This window comes from Mariniflexile sp., assembly GCF_052728615.1.
Genome location: NZ_JBFVFE010000007.1, coordinates 29,689 through 45,623 on the forward strand (window position 1 = coordinate 29,689; position 15,935 = coordinate 45,623).

At 37.8% G+C, this 15,935-nt stretch carries 11 protein-coding genes; 9 read left to right on the top strand and 2 right to left on the bottom strand.

Annotation, left to right across the window (positions count from 1 at the left end; genetic code table 11):
* The first annotated feature begins 291 nt into the window (after nt 1-291).
* Entirely contained in the window at nt 292-1,344 is a 1,053-nt protein-coding gene (locus ACU1LP_RS04480) for a 2Fe-2S iron-sulfur cluster-binding protein (protein WP_445735679.1), read from the top strand.
* A gap of 358 nt (nt 1,345-1,702) precedes the next feature.
* Here the strand turns inward: ACU1LP_RS04480 and ACU1LP_RS04485 are convergent, their stop codons facing one another.
* On the bottom strand, nt 1,703-2,527 hold the full coding sequence (locus ACU1LP_RS04485) for a universal stress protein (protein ID WP_445735680.1): 825 nt from the start codon (nt 2,525-2,527) through the stop codon (nt 1,703-1,705).
* Nucleotides 2,528-2,753: 226 nt separating this feature from the next.
* Between ACU1LP_RS04485 and rimP the strand changes: the two genes are divergently transcribed.
* From rimP to infB, 3 genes are read left to right on the top strand one after another with little or no spacing between them, the layout of a single operon-like run.
* A complete protein-coding gene (gene rimP / locus ACU1LP_RS04490) occupies nt 2,754-3,215 on the top strand; it encodes a ribosome assembly cofactor RimP (protein WP_445735032.1) in 462 nt (153 codons plus the stop codon).
* Between the two features lie 13 nt (nt 3,216-3,228).
* A complete protein-coding gene (nusA, locus tag ACU1LP_RS04495; RefSeq protein WP_445735681.1) occupies nt 3,229-4,461 on the top strand; it encodes a transcription termination factor NusA in 1,233 nt (410 codons plus the stop codon).
* A 28-nt stretch (nt 4,462-4,489) separates the two neighbouring features.
* On the top strand, nt 4,490-7,285 hold the full coding sequence (gene infB, locus ACU1LP_RS04500; protein ID WP_445733721.1) for a translation initiation factor IF-2: 2,796 nt from the start codon (nt 4,490-4,492) through the stop codon (nt 7,283-7,285).
* Between the two features lie 494 nt (nt 7,286-7,779).
* On the opposite strand, the gene ACU1LP_RS04505 is transcribed toward infB, so the two are convergent.
* Entirely contained in the window at nt 7,780-8,169 is a 390-nt protein-coding gene (locus tag ACU1LP_RS04505) for an SPOR domain-containing protein (protein ID WP_445733720.1), read from the bottom strand.
* Between the two features lie 214 nt (nt 8,170-8,383).
* Between ACU1LP_RS04505 and ACU1LP_RS04510 the strand changes: the two genes are divergently transcribed.
* From ACU1LP_RS04510 to ACU1LP_RS04530, 5 genes are all read left to right on the top strand, one after another.
* Nucleotides 8,384-9,676 carry a cytochrome c3 family protein gene (locus ACU1LP_RS04510; protein ID WP_445733719.1) on the top strand — a complete coding sequence of 431 codons (1,293 nt, stop codon included), beginning with the start codon at nt 8,384-8,386 and terminating at the stop codon, nt 9,674-9,676.
* Nucleotides 9,677-9,799: 123 nt separating this feature from the next.
* The gene (locus ACU1LP_RS04515; RefSeq protein ID WP_445733718.1) at nt 9,800-13,069 is read left to right on the top strand and encodes a TAT-variant-translocated molybdopterin oxidoreductase; all 3,270 of its coding nucleotides are present in this window, start codon (nt 9,800-9,802) and stop codon (nt 13,067-13,069) included.
* A gap of 28 nt (nt 13,070-13,097) precedes the next feature.
* Nucleotides 13,098-14,828: an NrfD/PsrC family molybdoenzyme membrane anchor subunit gene (gene nrfD, locus ACU1LP_RS04520; RefSeq protein ID WP_445733717.1), complete on the top strand. Its 1,731-nt coding sequence runs from the start codon at nt 13,098-13,100 to the stop codon at nt 14,826-14,828.
* A gap of 9 nt (nt 14,829-14,837) precedes the next feature.
* The gene (locus ACU1LP_RS04525; RefSeq protein WP_445733716.1) at nt 14,838-15,368 is read left to right on the top strand and encodes a DUF3341 domain-containing protein; all 531 of its coding nucleotides are present in this window, start codon (nt 14,838-14,840) and stop codon (nt 15,366-15,368) included.
* A 5-nt stretch (nt 15,369-15,373) separates the two neighbouring features.
* Nucleotides 15,374-15,925 carry a c-type cytochrome gene (locus ACU1LP_RS04530; protein WP_445733723.1) on the top strand — a complete coding sequence of 184 codons (552 nt, stop codon included), beginning with the start codon at nt 15,374-15,376 and terminating at the stop codon, nt 15,923-15,925.
* Nucleotides 15,926-15,935 lie beyond the last annotated feature (10 nt).

Genomic DNA, 15,935 nt, shown 5'->3' on the forward strand with positions numbered 1-15,935 from the left:
CCGATTAAAAACAGTTTTTACTTTCTTAAAGTATTGGTTTCTTTGTATTTACATGGTTTTTATATTAAGATGCCTTGCTTTATTGGGAATATAAAAATTACGTTGTTTAAAAAATCAATAATGTATTTTTTGTTGTTTGTCAGTTAGTTAGAATCAAGTCTATGTTCTTTTCCCGATAGCTATCGGGACTAGCGAAGCGGTCTTTAATCTTAAGTCGGACAATAATGATTAAGAGTATTAAGATAAGCCTTACTTCTTAACTCGGAAGCACATGAATGTTAAATGAAAATTATGTCACAATTTCACCAACTAACAATAAAGAAAGTTATTAAAGATACTGATAACGCTGTAATCGTTAGTTTTAATGTGCCTCCAAATTTAGATGAAATTTTTGCCTTTAAAGCAGGGCAGTACATCACGCTTAAAACCAAAATGGAAGGAAAGGAAATTCGTAGAGATTATTCGTTATGTGTTTCTCCAAAAAGCAATGAACTAAAAGTCGCTATTAAAAAAGTTGAAAACGGATTATTTTCAGTTTATGCAAATACCCTGTTAAAAGCTAATGATGTTTTGGAGGTAGCTCCACCAAAAGGACGTTTTGTTTTCGAGCCAATTAAATCAACAGCAAGAATTATTGTAGGTTTTGCTGCTGGTAGTGGTATTACTCCAATCATGAGCATTATAAAGACCGTTTTAGAAGAAGAGCCTTTAAGCAAATTTATTTTAATTTATGGTAATAAAACACCTAAAGACACTATTTTTTATGCAGAATTACTAGATCTTAATCTAAAATATCCAAATCAGTTTAATTTTGAATTTGTCTTTAGCCAAAGTGAGGAGGAGAATGCTTTATTTGGTCGAATTGAAAAAAACACAGTAAAATTCTTTATCGAAAATAAATATAAAGGTATTATTGTCGATGCATTTTACTTATGTGGGCAAGAAGCTATGATAACTGCTGTTTCAGAAGTTTTACAAGAATATGATATAAATAAAAACAATATTCATTTTGAACTATTTAAAGTTTCAGCCCCTACTGATACTATAAAAAACACAGTAGATGGCAGTACAAAAATAACCGTTATAATAAAAAAGAAAGAGTTTCTCTTTACAATGTCTCAAAAAAGCACCGTACTGGAAGCTGCCTTAGATGAAGGTATTGATGCCCCTTACTCTTGCCAAGGAGGTATTTGTAGTAGCTGTATTGCTAGACTTACTGAAGGTGAGGCCAATATGCTTCATAACAATATTTTAACCGATAGTGATATTGACGAAGGTTTAATTTTAACCTGTCAAGCACAACCTATTACCTCTACAATTGTGGTAGATTATAATGATGTTTAAAATTTAGAACATCGTTTTTTTGTATTCAATAATGAATTTTTAAAATGAGTTCAATAACAGAAAGTCTTATTTTACTATCTCTGCGAGGGTTTTGAACCTTGGCGGAACTAAAATGTCAACAAAAAACAGAACGAACTATTTTTTATGAATTCTCCAATATTTAGCACCTTACCTCGCAGGTTTTCAACTTTATTCACGATCGTTAATGGAAACCATATTTGTTACCGGACGAATTCCCAAAAAAGGGAAATTTGGCGTACACCCAATAACGAAGTATATCGAGAAGTTTTGTTCCGCTTTACTACACAAAAACAGGTACTGACGTTTCTTAACCCAACGCCCTTTGCGGGATAAACATTTAAATCTTAAAAGTAATCACAGGTCGTTTGGCGTGGTTTACCAAATCTTCGCTAATACTGCCATTAAAGAAATGCGAAATGCCTTGTCTGCCATGGGTGCTCATGCCAATTAAGTCGGCACCAATGGATTGCGAAAAATTCATAATGCCTTGTTCAATGCTAATATCATTGTAAATATTACTGGTATAATTGGGGAAATCAAACGATTTAATAAAGCTTTTCATTCTATTTTCGGCATCGTTGGAGCTCATAAAATTAGTAGGGGTATTTACCATTAGCAAATGTATTTTAGAACCAAACATATCAGCAAATTTAATAGCTTTTTCAAACGTTGGCTTGCACTCGTCCCTAAAATCTGAGGCAAACACAAAGTTTTTAGGGTTAAAAATGCCATGCCCTTTTTTAATAACCATAACGGGTGTTTCACAGGTGCGAACCACTTTTTCGGTATTGCTTCCAATCAGCATTTCTTTTAACCCGCTGGCACCGTTGGACCCCATAATTACCAAATCGATATGTTGCTTTTTGCAAACATGGAAAACTCCCTTAAATATTTCATCAAATTCCACATGCTCGAATATTTTTATGCCCTGTAAGTAGTCTTTATCCTTTAAATCTTCAAATTGTTTGTGTGCCAACTTCATAAAGTACACCGCTTCGGGCAAGTTGTTGTAAGTACTCAATGCATCCACTTTGTGCAATGGTATTTCAAGAATATGCAACAAATGAATATCAGATGCATGCTTTTTAGCTAATTGGGCCGCCACTTTTAAAGCATTTTCGGCTTGATTGGAAAAGTCGGTTGGGACAAGAATTTTTTTCATAGGTTCGGGTTTGGCTTTTATAATAATTTTTTGATGCAATTTACATGAATAATTTCCAAAAAATAGGAAGTTTTTAATGCGGCTTAACTTATGGTTTATAAGGTAAGTTGATTCTAAATTTATAAAATATTACTTTAAAAATCAATAAAATATTATATATTTGCACCGTTGAAAGGCGAAATTAAGTTAAGAGGGGACGGAAAGTCCCCTCTTTTTATAATAAAAAATGTTTAAAAACACCGTTAAAGATTTATTGGATGCAGCTTTGGTTGAAAGACCGGATTTGTTTTTAATTGATTTTTCGATTCAAGGCGATAACCATATTAACATAGTCATAGATGGCGATAAAGGTGTTTTGGTTGAAGACTGTATGTTTATCAGCAGAGCCATTGAACATAATATTGATAGAGAAGAACATGATTTTTCTTTAGAAGTCATGTCCGCCGGTGCCACAACGCCATTGGTAAATAAAAGACAGTACAAAAAAAATCTGAAAAGAGAGCTAACTGTAAGAACAACTTCAGAAAAACTGGAAGGCACGCTTGCAAAAGCCACCGAAACAGATATTACATTGGAATGGAAAGTTAGGGAACCTAAACCAGTTGGCAAAGGGAAAGTAACGGTAAAAAAGCAAGCGACTATCGCTTACGAAGATATTGTAGAAGCAAAAGTTATGATAAAATTTTAATTCAAAAAGAGTTATGGAGAATATCGCGTTAATAGAATCTTTTTCAGAATTCAAGGACGATAAGCTAATTGACAGAGTCACGTTAATGGCCATTTTAGAAGATGTGTTTAGAAGCGCCTTAAAAAAGAAATATGGCGATGATGATAATTTCGACATTATTGTAAATCCTGATAAAGGCGATTTGGAAATTTGGAGAAATAGAGTGGTGGTTGCCGATGGCGAGGTGGAAGAACCAAACCAAGAGGTTTCGCTTTCTGAAGCACGTAAAATTGAGCCGGATTTTGAGGTTGGCGAAGAAGTGTCTGAAGAGGTGAAACTGATCCATTTAGGAAGACGCGCTATTTTGGCATTGCGCCAAAACCTGATCTCTAAAATACATGAACATGATAATACCATCATTTTCAAGCAATTTAAAGATTTAATAGGCGAAATTTATACGGCCGAGGTGCACCATATTCGTCACAGAGCGGTTATTTTATTGGATGATGAAGGTAACGAAATTGTACTTCCAAAAGAAAAACAAATCCCTTCGGATTTCTTTAGAAAAGGCGATAACGTACGAGGAGTTATAGATAGTGTGGAGTTAAAAGGTGCAAAACCGACCATTATTATGTCTAGAAGTTCCCCTGCATTTTTAGAGAAACTTTTTGAACAAGAAATACCAGAAGTCTTCGATGGTTTGATTACCATTAAAAATGTGGTGAGAATACCAGGCGAGAAAGCAAAAGTTGCTGTAGACTCCTATGATGATAGAATTGACCCTGTTGGAGCTTGTGTGGGTATGAAAGGCTCTAGAATTCACGGTATTGTACGTGAATTGGGCAATGAAAATATCGATGTTATCAATTATACCAATAATTTACAACTATATATTACCAGGGCGTTGAGTCCTGCTCGCGTAACTTCAATAAAAATTAATGAAGAAACAAAACGCGCCGAGGTTATTTTAAAACCAGAAGAGGTAAGTAAAGCCATTGGTAGAGGTGGGCACAACATCCGTTTGGCGGGTCAACTTACTGGTTATGATATTGATGTGTTTAGGGAAGGTGCGGAAGAAGATGTAGAGCTAAGGGAGTTCTCAGACGAAATAGAAGGATGGATTATTGAAGAATTTAGTAAGGCTGGATTGGATACTGCAAAAAGCATTTTAGAGCAAGATGTAGTGGATTTGGTTAAAAGAACAGATTTAGAAGAAGAAACAATTAAAGAGGTTATTAGAATTCTTAGGGAAGAATTTGAAGAATAACTATATTTGAGTATTTTAAAGGCAATTTATGGCTGAAACAGTTAGATTAAATAAAGTATTACGAGAACTCAATATTTCTATTGACCGTGCCGTTGATTTTTTAGAATCAAAGGGCGTTGATATTGAGAAAAGCCCTAACACCAAAATATCAGAGGAAGTACATACCATCCTTTCAAATGAATTCCAAACGGATGCCAATAAAAAAGTGGCATCCAAAGAAGTTGGGGAGGCTAAATTGAAAGAGAAAGAGGTACTGCGTGAGCAACGGGAACGTGAAATTGAAGAAAAACAAAAAGAATCAGCCAGAAGAGAAGAAGTAATTAAAGCCACCAAAACACTTTCTGGACCCAAACAAGTTGGTAAAATTGATTTAAACCCAAAAAAGCCTGAGGTAGCAGTACCTACTAAGCAAAAGGAGCCTGCACTACAAACCCCTGTGGCAGACGAAGAAAAGGCTACTGAAAAACCAGATGTTCAAGAAGAGGCCGTAAAACAAAAAATTGTTCAGAAAGCTAAAGAAGAAGTTAAAGCAGATAGCACTGAAACCAAACAGCAAGCGGTGCCAGAAGCTAAAAAAGATGTTGAACCTAAAAAGCAGGTAACCAATTCCAACGGGGAATTAATCCCTGAAGAAAGGGTAAAAACCAAATATCAAGTACTTAGTGGGCCAAAAATAGCGGGAGATAAAATAGATTTATCGCAGTTTAACAAGCCCAAGAAGAAGAAAGAAGACAAAAAACCGGAGGCTAAACCTGGTGATGCCGCAGCCTCAGCCAATAAGAAGAAACGCCGCCGCATCAGTAAAGTTGGTGGGCCAAATCAATCCAATGATAACAAAGGCGGAGACAACAGGGGGAGCAACGACCGCTTTAAAGGGAAACCAGGCCAAGCAAGACGTCCAATCGTTAAAGAAGATCCCAGTGATGAGGATGTAAAAAAGCAAGTGCGCGAAACACTTGAAAAGCTTCAAGGAAAATCCTCAAAAGGAAAAGGTGCCAAATATAGACGGGATAAAAGAGACCAGCACAGAGATCAAACCGAACGGAATTTAGAGCAAGAAGCAGCAGAAAGCAAAATCCTGAAAGTAACGGAGTTTGTTACAGCTAGCGAGGTTGCAACCATGATGGATGTACCGGTTACCCAAATTATTTCGGCTTGTATGTCACTTGGAATGATGGTAACCATGAATCAGCGTTTAGATGCTGAAACCTTATCTATTGTTGCCGAAGAATTTGGATATGAGGTAGAGTTTGTAACTGCCAACATAGAAGAATCTATTGAGATCTATAAAGATAAAGAAGAAGATTTAAAACCAAGAGCGCCCATTGTAACCGTAATGGGCCATGTAGACCATGGTAAAACATCACTTCTGGATTACATACGTAAAGAAAATGTAATTGCTGGAGAATCGGGTGGTATTACACAGCATATAGGCGCCTACGGTGTGGAATTGGACAATGGGCAAAAAATCGCGTTTTTAGATACACCGGGTCATGAAGCGTTTACCGCCATGCGTGCCCGTGGTGCCCAAGTAACCGATATTGCCATTATTGTGGCGGCGGCAGATGATGACATCATGCCACAAACAAAAGAGGCCATTGCCCATGCGCAAGCCGCTGGGGTCCCTATTGTTTTTGCTATCAATAAAATCGATAAACCTGCGGCAAATCCTGAAAAAATAAAAGAAGGATTGGCACAAATGAATTTATTGGTGGAAGATTGGGGAGGTAAAATCCAATCGCACGATATTTCAGCAAAAGTAGGTACAGGCGTTAAGGAATTATTGGAAAAAGTATTGCTTGAAGCCGAATTATTAGAGCTGAAAGCAAACCCTAATAAACCAGCGCTAGGTACTGTTGTTGAAGCGTTTTTAGATAAAGGACGTGGATATGTTGCTACTATTTTAGTGCAAGCAGGTATGCTGAAAGTTGGTGATTATGTATTGGCTGGAAAAAATAGTGGTAAGGTAAAAGCCATGCACGATGAACGTGGTAATAACGTGGTTACTGCGGGTCCTTCAACGCCAGTTTCTATATTAGGATTGGATGGTGCACCACAAGCGGGAGATAAATTCAATGTATTTGAAGACGAACGTGAAGCGAAACAAATAGCTTCCAAACGCGCACAATTACAACGCGAACAATCCGTTAGAACGCAACGTCATATTACGTTGGATGAAATTGGCCGTCGTATTGCATTGGGCGATTTCCAAGAATTGAATATCATCCTTAAAGGTGATGTGGATGGTTCTGTGGAAGCATTGACCGATTCATTCCAAAAATTATCGACTGAAGAAATTCAAGTGAATATCCTACACAAAGGTGTGGGTGCCATTACCGAAAGTGATGTGTTGTTGGCCTCAGCTTCCGATGCCATTATTATTGGGTTTAATGTAAGGCCCGTAGGGAATGCAAGATCCATTGCCGATAAAGAAGAAATCGATATCAGAACATACTCGATTATCTATGATGCCATCAACGATCTTAAAGATGCCATGGAAGGCATGTTATCGCCAGAGTTTAAAGAAGAGATTTTAGGTACGGCAGAAATAAGAGAGATATTTAAAGTGACCAAAATTGGCAGCATTGCCGGTTGTATGGTAACCAGCGGAAAAATTGTTAGAAACGCGGGCATTCGTTTGATTAGGGATGGCGTGGTTGTGTTTACGGGTGAACTGGCGTCGTTAAAACGATTTAAAGATGATGCTAAAGAAGTAACCAAAGGTTTTGATTGCGGTATGCAAATTAAAAACTACAACGATATTCAAGAAGGCGATATTATTGAAGCTTTCCACCAAGTTGAGGTTAAAAAGAAACTTAAATAAAAAATCAACATTCACAAAACGAAGAAAGCGACCAAAATGGTCGCTTTCTTCGTTTTGTGTTTTCGGCTAAAGCCATCTCTTATCATGGAAAAAATCAATATTGAACCCATTTAACTAGTTCCATTAGGGACTTAAATATGGGCAGCATCATATTAAAACATTGTTTTCTGTGCCTTTATTAGGTACAGGATATAAAACATACATTAAAAATGTCAATCTTTGGTAGATATCCTATTTCGTACCTAAAGGCACGATTTTATCTCTTGGTATTAAGCTACCCATATTAAGCCCCCCTGTTGGCGCTCGTATGCAACGAGTGCTTTCCTAAATTGCACAACAGTTACGGCACTCGTTACAAACGAGCGCTAGCGGGGGCTAGCGGGGACAAAAATCAAATAGTTAATTCAAATAGTTAATAATGGCTTTTGTATTTTTCTAAACATCTAAAGATCTAAACATCTAAACATCTAAACATCTAAACATCTTAACATCCATCATTTCTTCGGTCTAAAAATAAATGCCGCAGGAAATTTGCTTTTAATTTTCTTCAAGGCTCTATCGGCTTCTAAACGCGTTCTAAAATTACCTACCCAAACTTTAAAATTTGGAGGTTCATAAGTATCGGTTGCACGCCAATCAGAAAATGAGTCACCAAATTCCTTTATTGCAGTGCCGGCTCCAGACCTGTTGCCATTATATATTTGTATTTTATATCTGTCAGAATCGGTATCGTTTTTATTCATTTCTTTCTTAATATCCAACAAAGTGGCTATTTTTTTGTCCTGATTTATGGTCACATTGCCTTGTTGGGCACGCCCATAATTTGACGCTAGGACACAAGCGAAAAGGCTTAAAACACTTATTTTTAAATTCAATGATTTCATTTTCAAATATATTTATACAAATGTATACGTTATAAACTTAAATCAAGCCGTTTTTATTATTTAGAATCTCTCTAAATTATCAATATCACTTATCTAAGATTTCTCAAATCGACTTTAAGTATTACTTTTGCGAGAGATTTTTTTAACTGTATTTTTTTCATTTATTAAATGACAAAAGTCATACCAAAGTATAGAAGTTAATATAACCAACAATATGAGAAAGGTGATTCACCGTAAATTAGGTAAAAGCATTCTTAGTTTAGGCTTAATTATTTTATTAGCGTTTACAACCGCTCTTTCTGCTCAAGGGGGAGATCCAGCAAAAGGAAAATCATTATTTAATGCCAATTGTGCTGCTTGTCATCAATTGGACAAAAAAATGACAGGCCCAGCGTTGCGTAATGTAGAGGCACGTTTAGCTGATGAGCAAGGTTTGGATAAAGATTGGATTTACAATTGGATCCATAATAGCTCTGGAGTTATTAAATCGGGCGACGCTTACGCAAACAAAGTGTATAACGAGTTTGGTGGTGCTGCCATGACAGCGTTTCCGCAATTGTCCAATGAAGATATTGATAATATACTTGCCTATACCGCTGAAGTTAAAGCTGAAGCTCCTGCTTCTACAGGTGGTGCAGGCGCAACAAATAATACGGCAAACAAAGGAGGTATTTCAAACGAACTTATATTAGGTGCTTTAGCAATCCTTTTTATATTATTGGCAGCAGGATTATATGTAGTAAACAAAACATTACGTCGTTTTGCTTCTGCCCAAAATATAGAGTTGCCAGAAGAAACCAAAAGAACACCACTTTGGCAAGCTTTCGTAAAAAACCAATTTTTAATGTTGGTTACCGCTATTTTCTTTTTATTGGCAAGTGCTTATTTTGTTTACGGGTTTTTTATGCAAATTGGCATAGACCAAGGATACCAACCTGTACAGCCTATCCATTTTTCACATAAAATCCATGCCGGCGATAATGGTATTGATTGTAAATACTGCCACTCTTCTGCTAGAGTTAGCAAAACTTCAGGGATTCCATCTTTAAATGTGTGTATGAACTGCCATAAATCCATATATGAATACAAAGGGGAAACCACTCCCGAGTATTCTAAAGATTTCTACGATGGCGAAATCAAAAAACTATACAAAGCTGCGGGATGGGATGATGCCGAACAAAAATATACAGGAAATTCACAACCTGTAAAATGGATCCGCATTCATAATTTACCGGATTTTGTTTACTTTAATCACTCACAACACGTTACAGTGGCGGGTGTAGAGTGTCAAACTTGCCATGGGCCTATCCAAGAAATGGAAGTGGTTTCACAATTTGCACCGTTAACCATGGGATGGTGTATTGATTGCCATAGAACCACCAATGTTAATTTGAAAGACAATGCTTATTATGAAAAAATACATGAGCAATTGGCTAAGAAATATGGAGTTAAAGAAGTAACCGAGGCTGAAATGGGTGGCTTAGAATGTGGTAAATGCCATTATTAAATTTAAGAATTACGATTGCGGAATTACGATTGAAAAAATCAAACACCAAGAATAGGAATCGTAAATCGTAAATCAAAAATCGTAAATCAAATCGTAAATCAAAATTAAAAATCGTAAATAATTATGTCATCAAACAAGAAATACTGGAAAAGTGTTGAAGAGCTAAACGAGACTAGCTCTATTGTTGAGACGCTAAAACAAAACGAGTTTGTAGAACAAATTCCTACTGATGCATTTTTAGGAGATAAAAACACATTGGAATCAACCTCTACAACACGTCGCGATTTCTTAAAATATGTAGGGTTTAGTACCGCGGCGGCTTCCTTGGCGGCTTGTGAAGGCCCTGTTGTTAAATCTATTCCTTATGTAGTGCAGCCTCAAGAAATTATTCCTGGTGTTGCCAACTATTACGCAACCACCATTGCAGATGGATTCGATTTTGCTAGTGTATTGGTAAAAACGCGTGAAGGCCGTCCAATTAAAATTGAAAACAACACTTTGGCAGCTACTGGCGGTAATGCGAATGCTAGAGTGAATGCTTCGGTTTTAGGCTTGTATGACAGCCTAAGGGTGCAAGTGCCCAAAAAAGAAGGTGCTTCTATCTCTTGGAGTACATTTGATATAGAAACCAATCAAAAATTAACCGACTTAAAGGCCGATGGAAAAGAAATTGTGTTATTGACACAAACTTTTGCGAGCCCTTCTACATCTAAGTTGATTTCAGAATTTAAAGAAAAATACGGTAATGTTCGTCATGTCGTTTACGATGCCATTTCAGAATCGGCTGCCTTGGATGCTTACCAAGCCAAATATGGAGAACGTGCTTTAGCTAATTACGATTTCTCTAAAGCGATGACCATTGTATCTGTTGGTGCCGACTTTTTGGGCGATTGGCAAGGTGGCGGATTTGATGCTGGATATGCAAAAGGACGTATTCCTCAAGAAGGAAAAATGTCTCGTCACATCCAGTTTGAATCTAATATGTCGTTAACAGGTGCGAATGCCGATAAGCGTGTGCCATTAACACCTAGCGAACAAAAAATAGCATTAGCTAAATTATATAGTTATGTAGTTGGTGGTTCTGTTTCAGGTAGTTTACCCGCAAGTGTAGAGGATGCTGTTAAAAATACGGCAGCCCATTTAAAGAAAGCTGGTAGTAAAGGGGTTGTGGTTACAGGAATCAATGATGTCAATGCACAAACCGTTGCATTGGAAATCAATGTTTTTTTAGCTAGTGAAGCTTTTGATGCTAAAACACCTATAAAAACAAGGCAAGGCAGCGATGAGGCTGTTTTAACTTTAGTTGCCGATATGAAGGCAGGTAAGGTGGGCGCCATTATTATGAGTGGTGTTAATCCAATGTACAGCTTACCAAATGCTTCAGATTTTGCTGAAGGATTGAAAAAAACAGAATTATCGATAGCGTTCTCAATGAAAGTTGATGAAACGTCTACAAAAGTACAATACATTGCAGCAGCGCCCCATTATTTAGAATCTTGGGGCGATGCTGAATTGAAAAAAGGACATTATGCGTTAATACAACCTACTATCCGTCCATTATTTAATACCAGACAATTTCAAGAGAGCTTGTTAAAATGGACAGGGAACAATGTTTCTTACCACGATTACATCAAAGATACTTGGAATTCAAGCATTTTAGGAGGGAATCCATTCAACCAAGCTTTACATGATGGGGTGTTTGTTCATGGATCTTCCATGGGCGTATTAAATGGTTCTTCAAGCAAAACAGTGGAAACTACTTCGACGGCATTAAACGATAAGAAAAACAAGACTTTTGTTGGAGGTATCATTCATGATGTTGCCGTTGGTGTTGGAATTAAAGATGAAGATAAGAGTGGAAACACCACCACCACATCTCCTAAAACAACAACAAATATTGTTGGCACTTCTGCATTATCAGTTACTTCAGGAGGAAATGCTGCGAATGCTTTGGCTGCCTCAGCAAAAAAATCCGGTTTAGAATTATCATTATATACCAAAGTAGGTATGGGTGATGGGCAACAAGCCAACAACCCATGGTTGCAAGAGTTTCCAGACCCCATTACAAGAACATCTTGGGAAAACTATTTAACCATCTCAAAAGCCGATGCTGATGCGGTTGGTTTAACTAACAGGCATGTTGCCAATGGCGCGTTAAATGGAAGTTATGCCAAAATAACTGTAAACGGTACAAGTATCACAGTACCGGTTATCATTCAACCAGGACAGGCCAAAGGGTCTGTTGGTTTATCATTTGGTTATGGTAGAACTGCTGGCTTAAAAGAAGAGATGCAAACAGGCGTTAATGCATACACAGTGTACCATGGTTTTAATAGTGTGCAAAATGTAACTATTGAGCCTGTGGCCGGAGAACATGAATTTGCTTGTGTGCAGTTGCAAAACACATTAATGGGGCGTGGCGACATTATAAAGGAAACGACTTTAGAGATATTTAACACTTACGATAAAGAAGATCATGAACACGGTTGGAATAAAGTTGCCAAAGTTTCTTTAAATCATGTTGAAACTCCCGTAACATCGCCAGATGTTGATTTGTGGGATTCTTTTGATCGTTCCATTGGGCATCATTTCAATTTGTCAATCGATTTAAATGCGTGTACCGGATGTGGTGCGTGCGTTATTGCTTGCCATGCTGAAAACAACGTGCCTGTGGTTGGTAAAACCGAAGTACGCCGTAGCCGTGATATGCACTGGTTGAGGATTGACAGATATTACTCTTCTGAAGAATCATTTATTGGAGACAATGAAAAGAAAGAAAATATTTCTGGTTTAGGAAACTCATTAAGTGAATTTAGAGAAATGGAACATGCATCTGTGAATCCACAAGTAGCTTTCCAACCCGTTATGTGCCAGCATTGCAACCATGCGCCCTGCGAGACGGTTTGTCCAGTTGGCGCACCTGTGCATGGGCGTCAAGGCCAAAGTCAAATGATATATAACCGTTGTGTGGGCACTAGATATTGTGCTAACAATTGTCCTTATAAAGTGCGCCGTTTTAACTGGTTCTTGTATAATGGCAATGATGAGTTCGACTACCATATGAATGATGATTTAGGGCGTATGGTATTGAATCCAGATGTGGTGGTGCGTTCTCGTGGGGTAATGGAAAAATGTTCTATGTGTATCCAAAAAACACAAAAAACAATCCTGGATGCAAAACGCGATGGACGTGAAATTAAAGATGGCGAATTCCAAACAGCATGTTCTGCAGCCTGTGGCAATGGTGCCATGGTTTTTGGAGACATCAACGATAAGGAAAGTAAAGTTGTAAAACTTAAAGAAGATAATCGTATGTATCACTTGTTAGAAAGCGTCGGGGTTAAACCAAACGTGATGTATCAAACCAAAGTGAGAAATACAAATGAAGCATAAATCTAATTAAAGAATCAATTATATAATTATGGCGTCTCATTACGAAGCACCTATTAGAAGACCTTTAGTTACAGGCGAAAAATCATACCACGATGTATCTGTGGATGTGGCAAGACCTGTTGAAGGAAAAGCCAATAAACAATGGTGGATAGTATTTTCTATAGCACTAGCAGCTTTCCTTTGGGGAATAGGTTGTATTATTTATACCGTTTCTACAGGAATTGGAACGTGGGGTTTAAATAAAACCGTAGGCTGGGCTTGGGATATTACTAACTTCGTTTGGTGGGTTGGTATCGGGCACGCAGGAACACTTATTTCTGCGGTACTTTTACTGTTCCGTCAAAAATGGCGGATGGCCATTAACCGTTCTGCGGAAGCGATGACCATCTTTTCGGTAATTCAAGCTGGCCTGTTCCCAATCATTCACATGGGTCGCCCATGGTTGGCATATTGGGTATTGCCTATTCCAAATCAATTCGGTTCGCTATGGGTAAACTTTAACTCGCCATTGCTCTGGGACGTGTTTGCCATTTCAACCTATTTATCCGTATCAATGGTGTTCTGGTGGACCGGATTGTTACCGGATTTCGCCATGTTGCGCGATAGGGCCATCAAACCCTTCCAAAAGAAAATCTATTCATTATTAAGTTTTGGATGGTCTGGTCGTGCTAAAGATTGGCAACGTTTTGAAGAAGTATCTTTGGTACTTGCAGGTTTGGCAACTCCTCTGGTACTTTCTGTGCATACTATTGTATCATTTGACTTTGCTACCTCGGTCATTCCAGGTTGGCACACCACCATATTCCCTCCGTACTTCGTTGCAGGAGCGGTATTCTCAGGATTCGCCATGGTAAATACGCTTCTTATTATTATGAGAAAAGTGTGTAACCTTGAAGATTATATTACCGTACAGCACATCGAATTAATGAACATCGTCATCATGATTACGGGTTCCATTGTTGGTGTGGCATATATCACGGAGTTGTTCATTGCTTGGTATTCGGGTGTTGAATATGAACAATACGCTTTCTTAAACAGGGCAACCGGCCCTTACTGGTGGGCTTACTGGTCCATGATGACCTTTAACGTGTTCTCGCCGCAGTTTATGTGGTTCAAAAAATTAAGAACCAGTATTATGTTCTCATTTTTCATCTCTATTATAGTGAATATAGGGATGTGGTTTGAGCGTTTTGTAATTATAGTAACCTCATTGCACCGAGATTACTTACCATCGTCATGGACCATGTTCTCGCCAACATTTGTAGACATAGGAATTTTTATTGGAACCATTGGCTTCTTCTTCGTATTGTTCTTATTGTACTCAAGAACATTCCCGGTAATAGCACAGGCAGAGGTTAAAACCATTTTAAAATCTTCTGGCGAACGTTACAAACGGATTAGAGAATCAGGTGGAAGTTTAGTGGGTGCAGGAGTGGATGCCAGAACATCAAATTTTAAAATTCCAGAACAGACCACAACTGCAAGGCCAAATCAAGATAAAGCGGAGAAATTGGATAATTTATTGCAGGGCGTTGGTAAATTTGACCCAACATTACAAACTCCTGATGATTTAAAGGTTATCAGCGGCATTGGCCCAAAAATGGAAAAAGTGCTTAACAGCATTGGTATTTTTACCTATGCCCAAGTAAGTAAGATGACCAAAAGAGAATATGACTTGTTGGATGATATTACAGGTTCTTTCCCAGGAAGGGCAGAACGTGATGATTGGTCTGGACAAGCTAAAAAACTAATAAACTAAACATAGTCCATGGAAGCTTCAAAAGTTATTCACGCTATTTATACAGATGATGATATATTAATGTCGGCTGTTAAAAAGGTTAAGGCAGAAAGATATCACATCGAAGAAATATATACGCCGTTTCCGGTTCACGGACTAGACAAAGCGATGGGATTGGAGCCTACGCGCATTGCCATTACAGCATTCATATATGGTTTAATTGGTTTAACCGTTGCAATAGTGATGATGAACTATATGATGATTGAAGATTGGCCTCAAGACATTGGGGGCAAACCAAGTTTTAGCTATTTGGAAAATTGTCCGGCCTTTGTACCTATCATGTTTGAGTTAACGGTGTTTTTTGCGGCGCATTTAATGGTCATGACCTTTTACATGCGCAGCAGGATGTGGCCATTTAAAAAAGCCGAAAATCCAGATCCAAGAACAACCGACGATCATTTTTTAATGGAAATTGCCGTTGACGGTAATGAAAACGAACTAACAAGTTTGCTTAAAGAAACGGGAGCAGTTGAGATCAATTTAATTAATAAAGCGCATTAATGATGATGAAAAGCTTAATTAAAACATTAGTATTGGCAGTGGCTTTGGTAGCTGTGTCGTGTAAAAAAGATTCAGCGCCAAACTATCAATATATGCCTAATATGTATGAATCTGCAGGATATGAAACATACGGCGAAGCAGCATTTGAAAATGGCATGGAAGCACAGTTGCCTGCTGAAGGCTCTATAGCTAGAGGAAATGTGCCTTTTGATATTGAAAATTCCACCCAAGGCTACATGGTGGCAAAAGAAACCTTAAAAAGCCCATTGGATTCCACTGCGGTAGATTTAGAAAAAGGGAAAGTATTATTTGATATCTATTGCGCCATTTGCCATGGCGGTAAGGGTGATGGACAAGGAAACTTAGTTAAGCGTGAAAAAATATTGGGAATTCCAAGTTATGATGATGTTGGTAGAGCCATAAACGAAGGGAGTATTTACCATACTATTTATTATGGGAAAAATGCAATGGGCAGTTATGCGAACCAGTTGAAAGAGGAAGAGCGTTGGCAAGTAGTTGCTTATGTTTTGGAATTAAAGGCTCAATTAGAAAAGTAAGATAGATAAG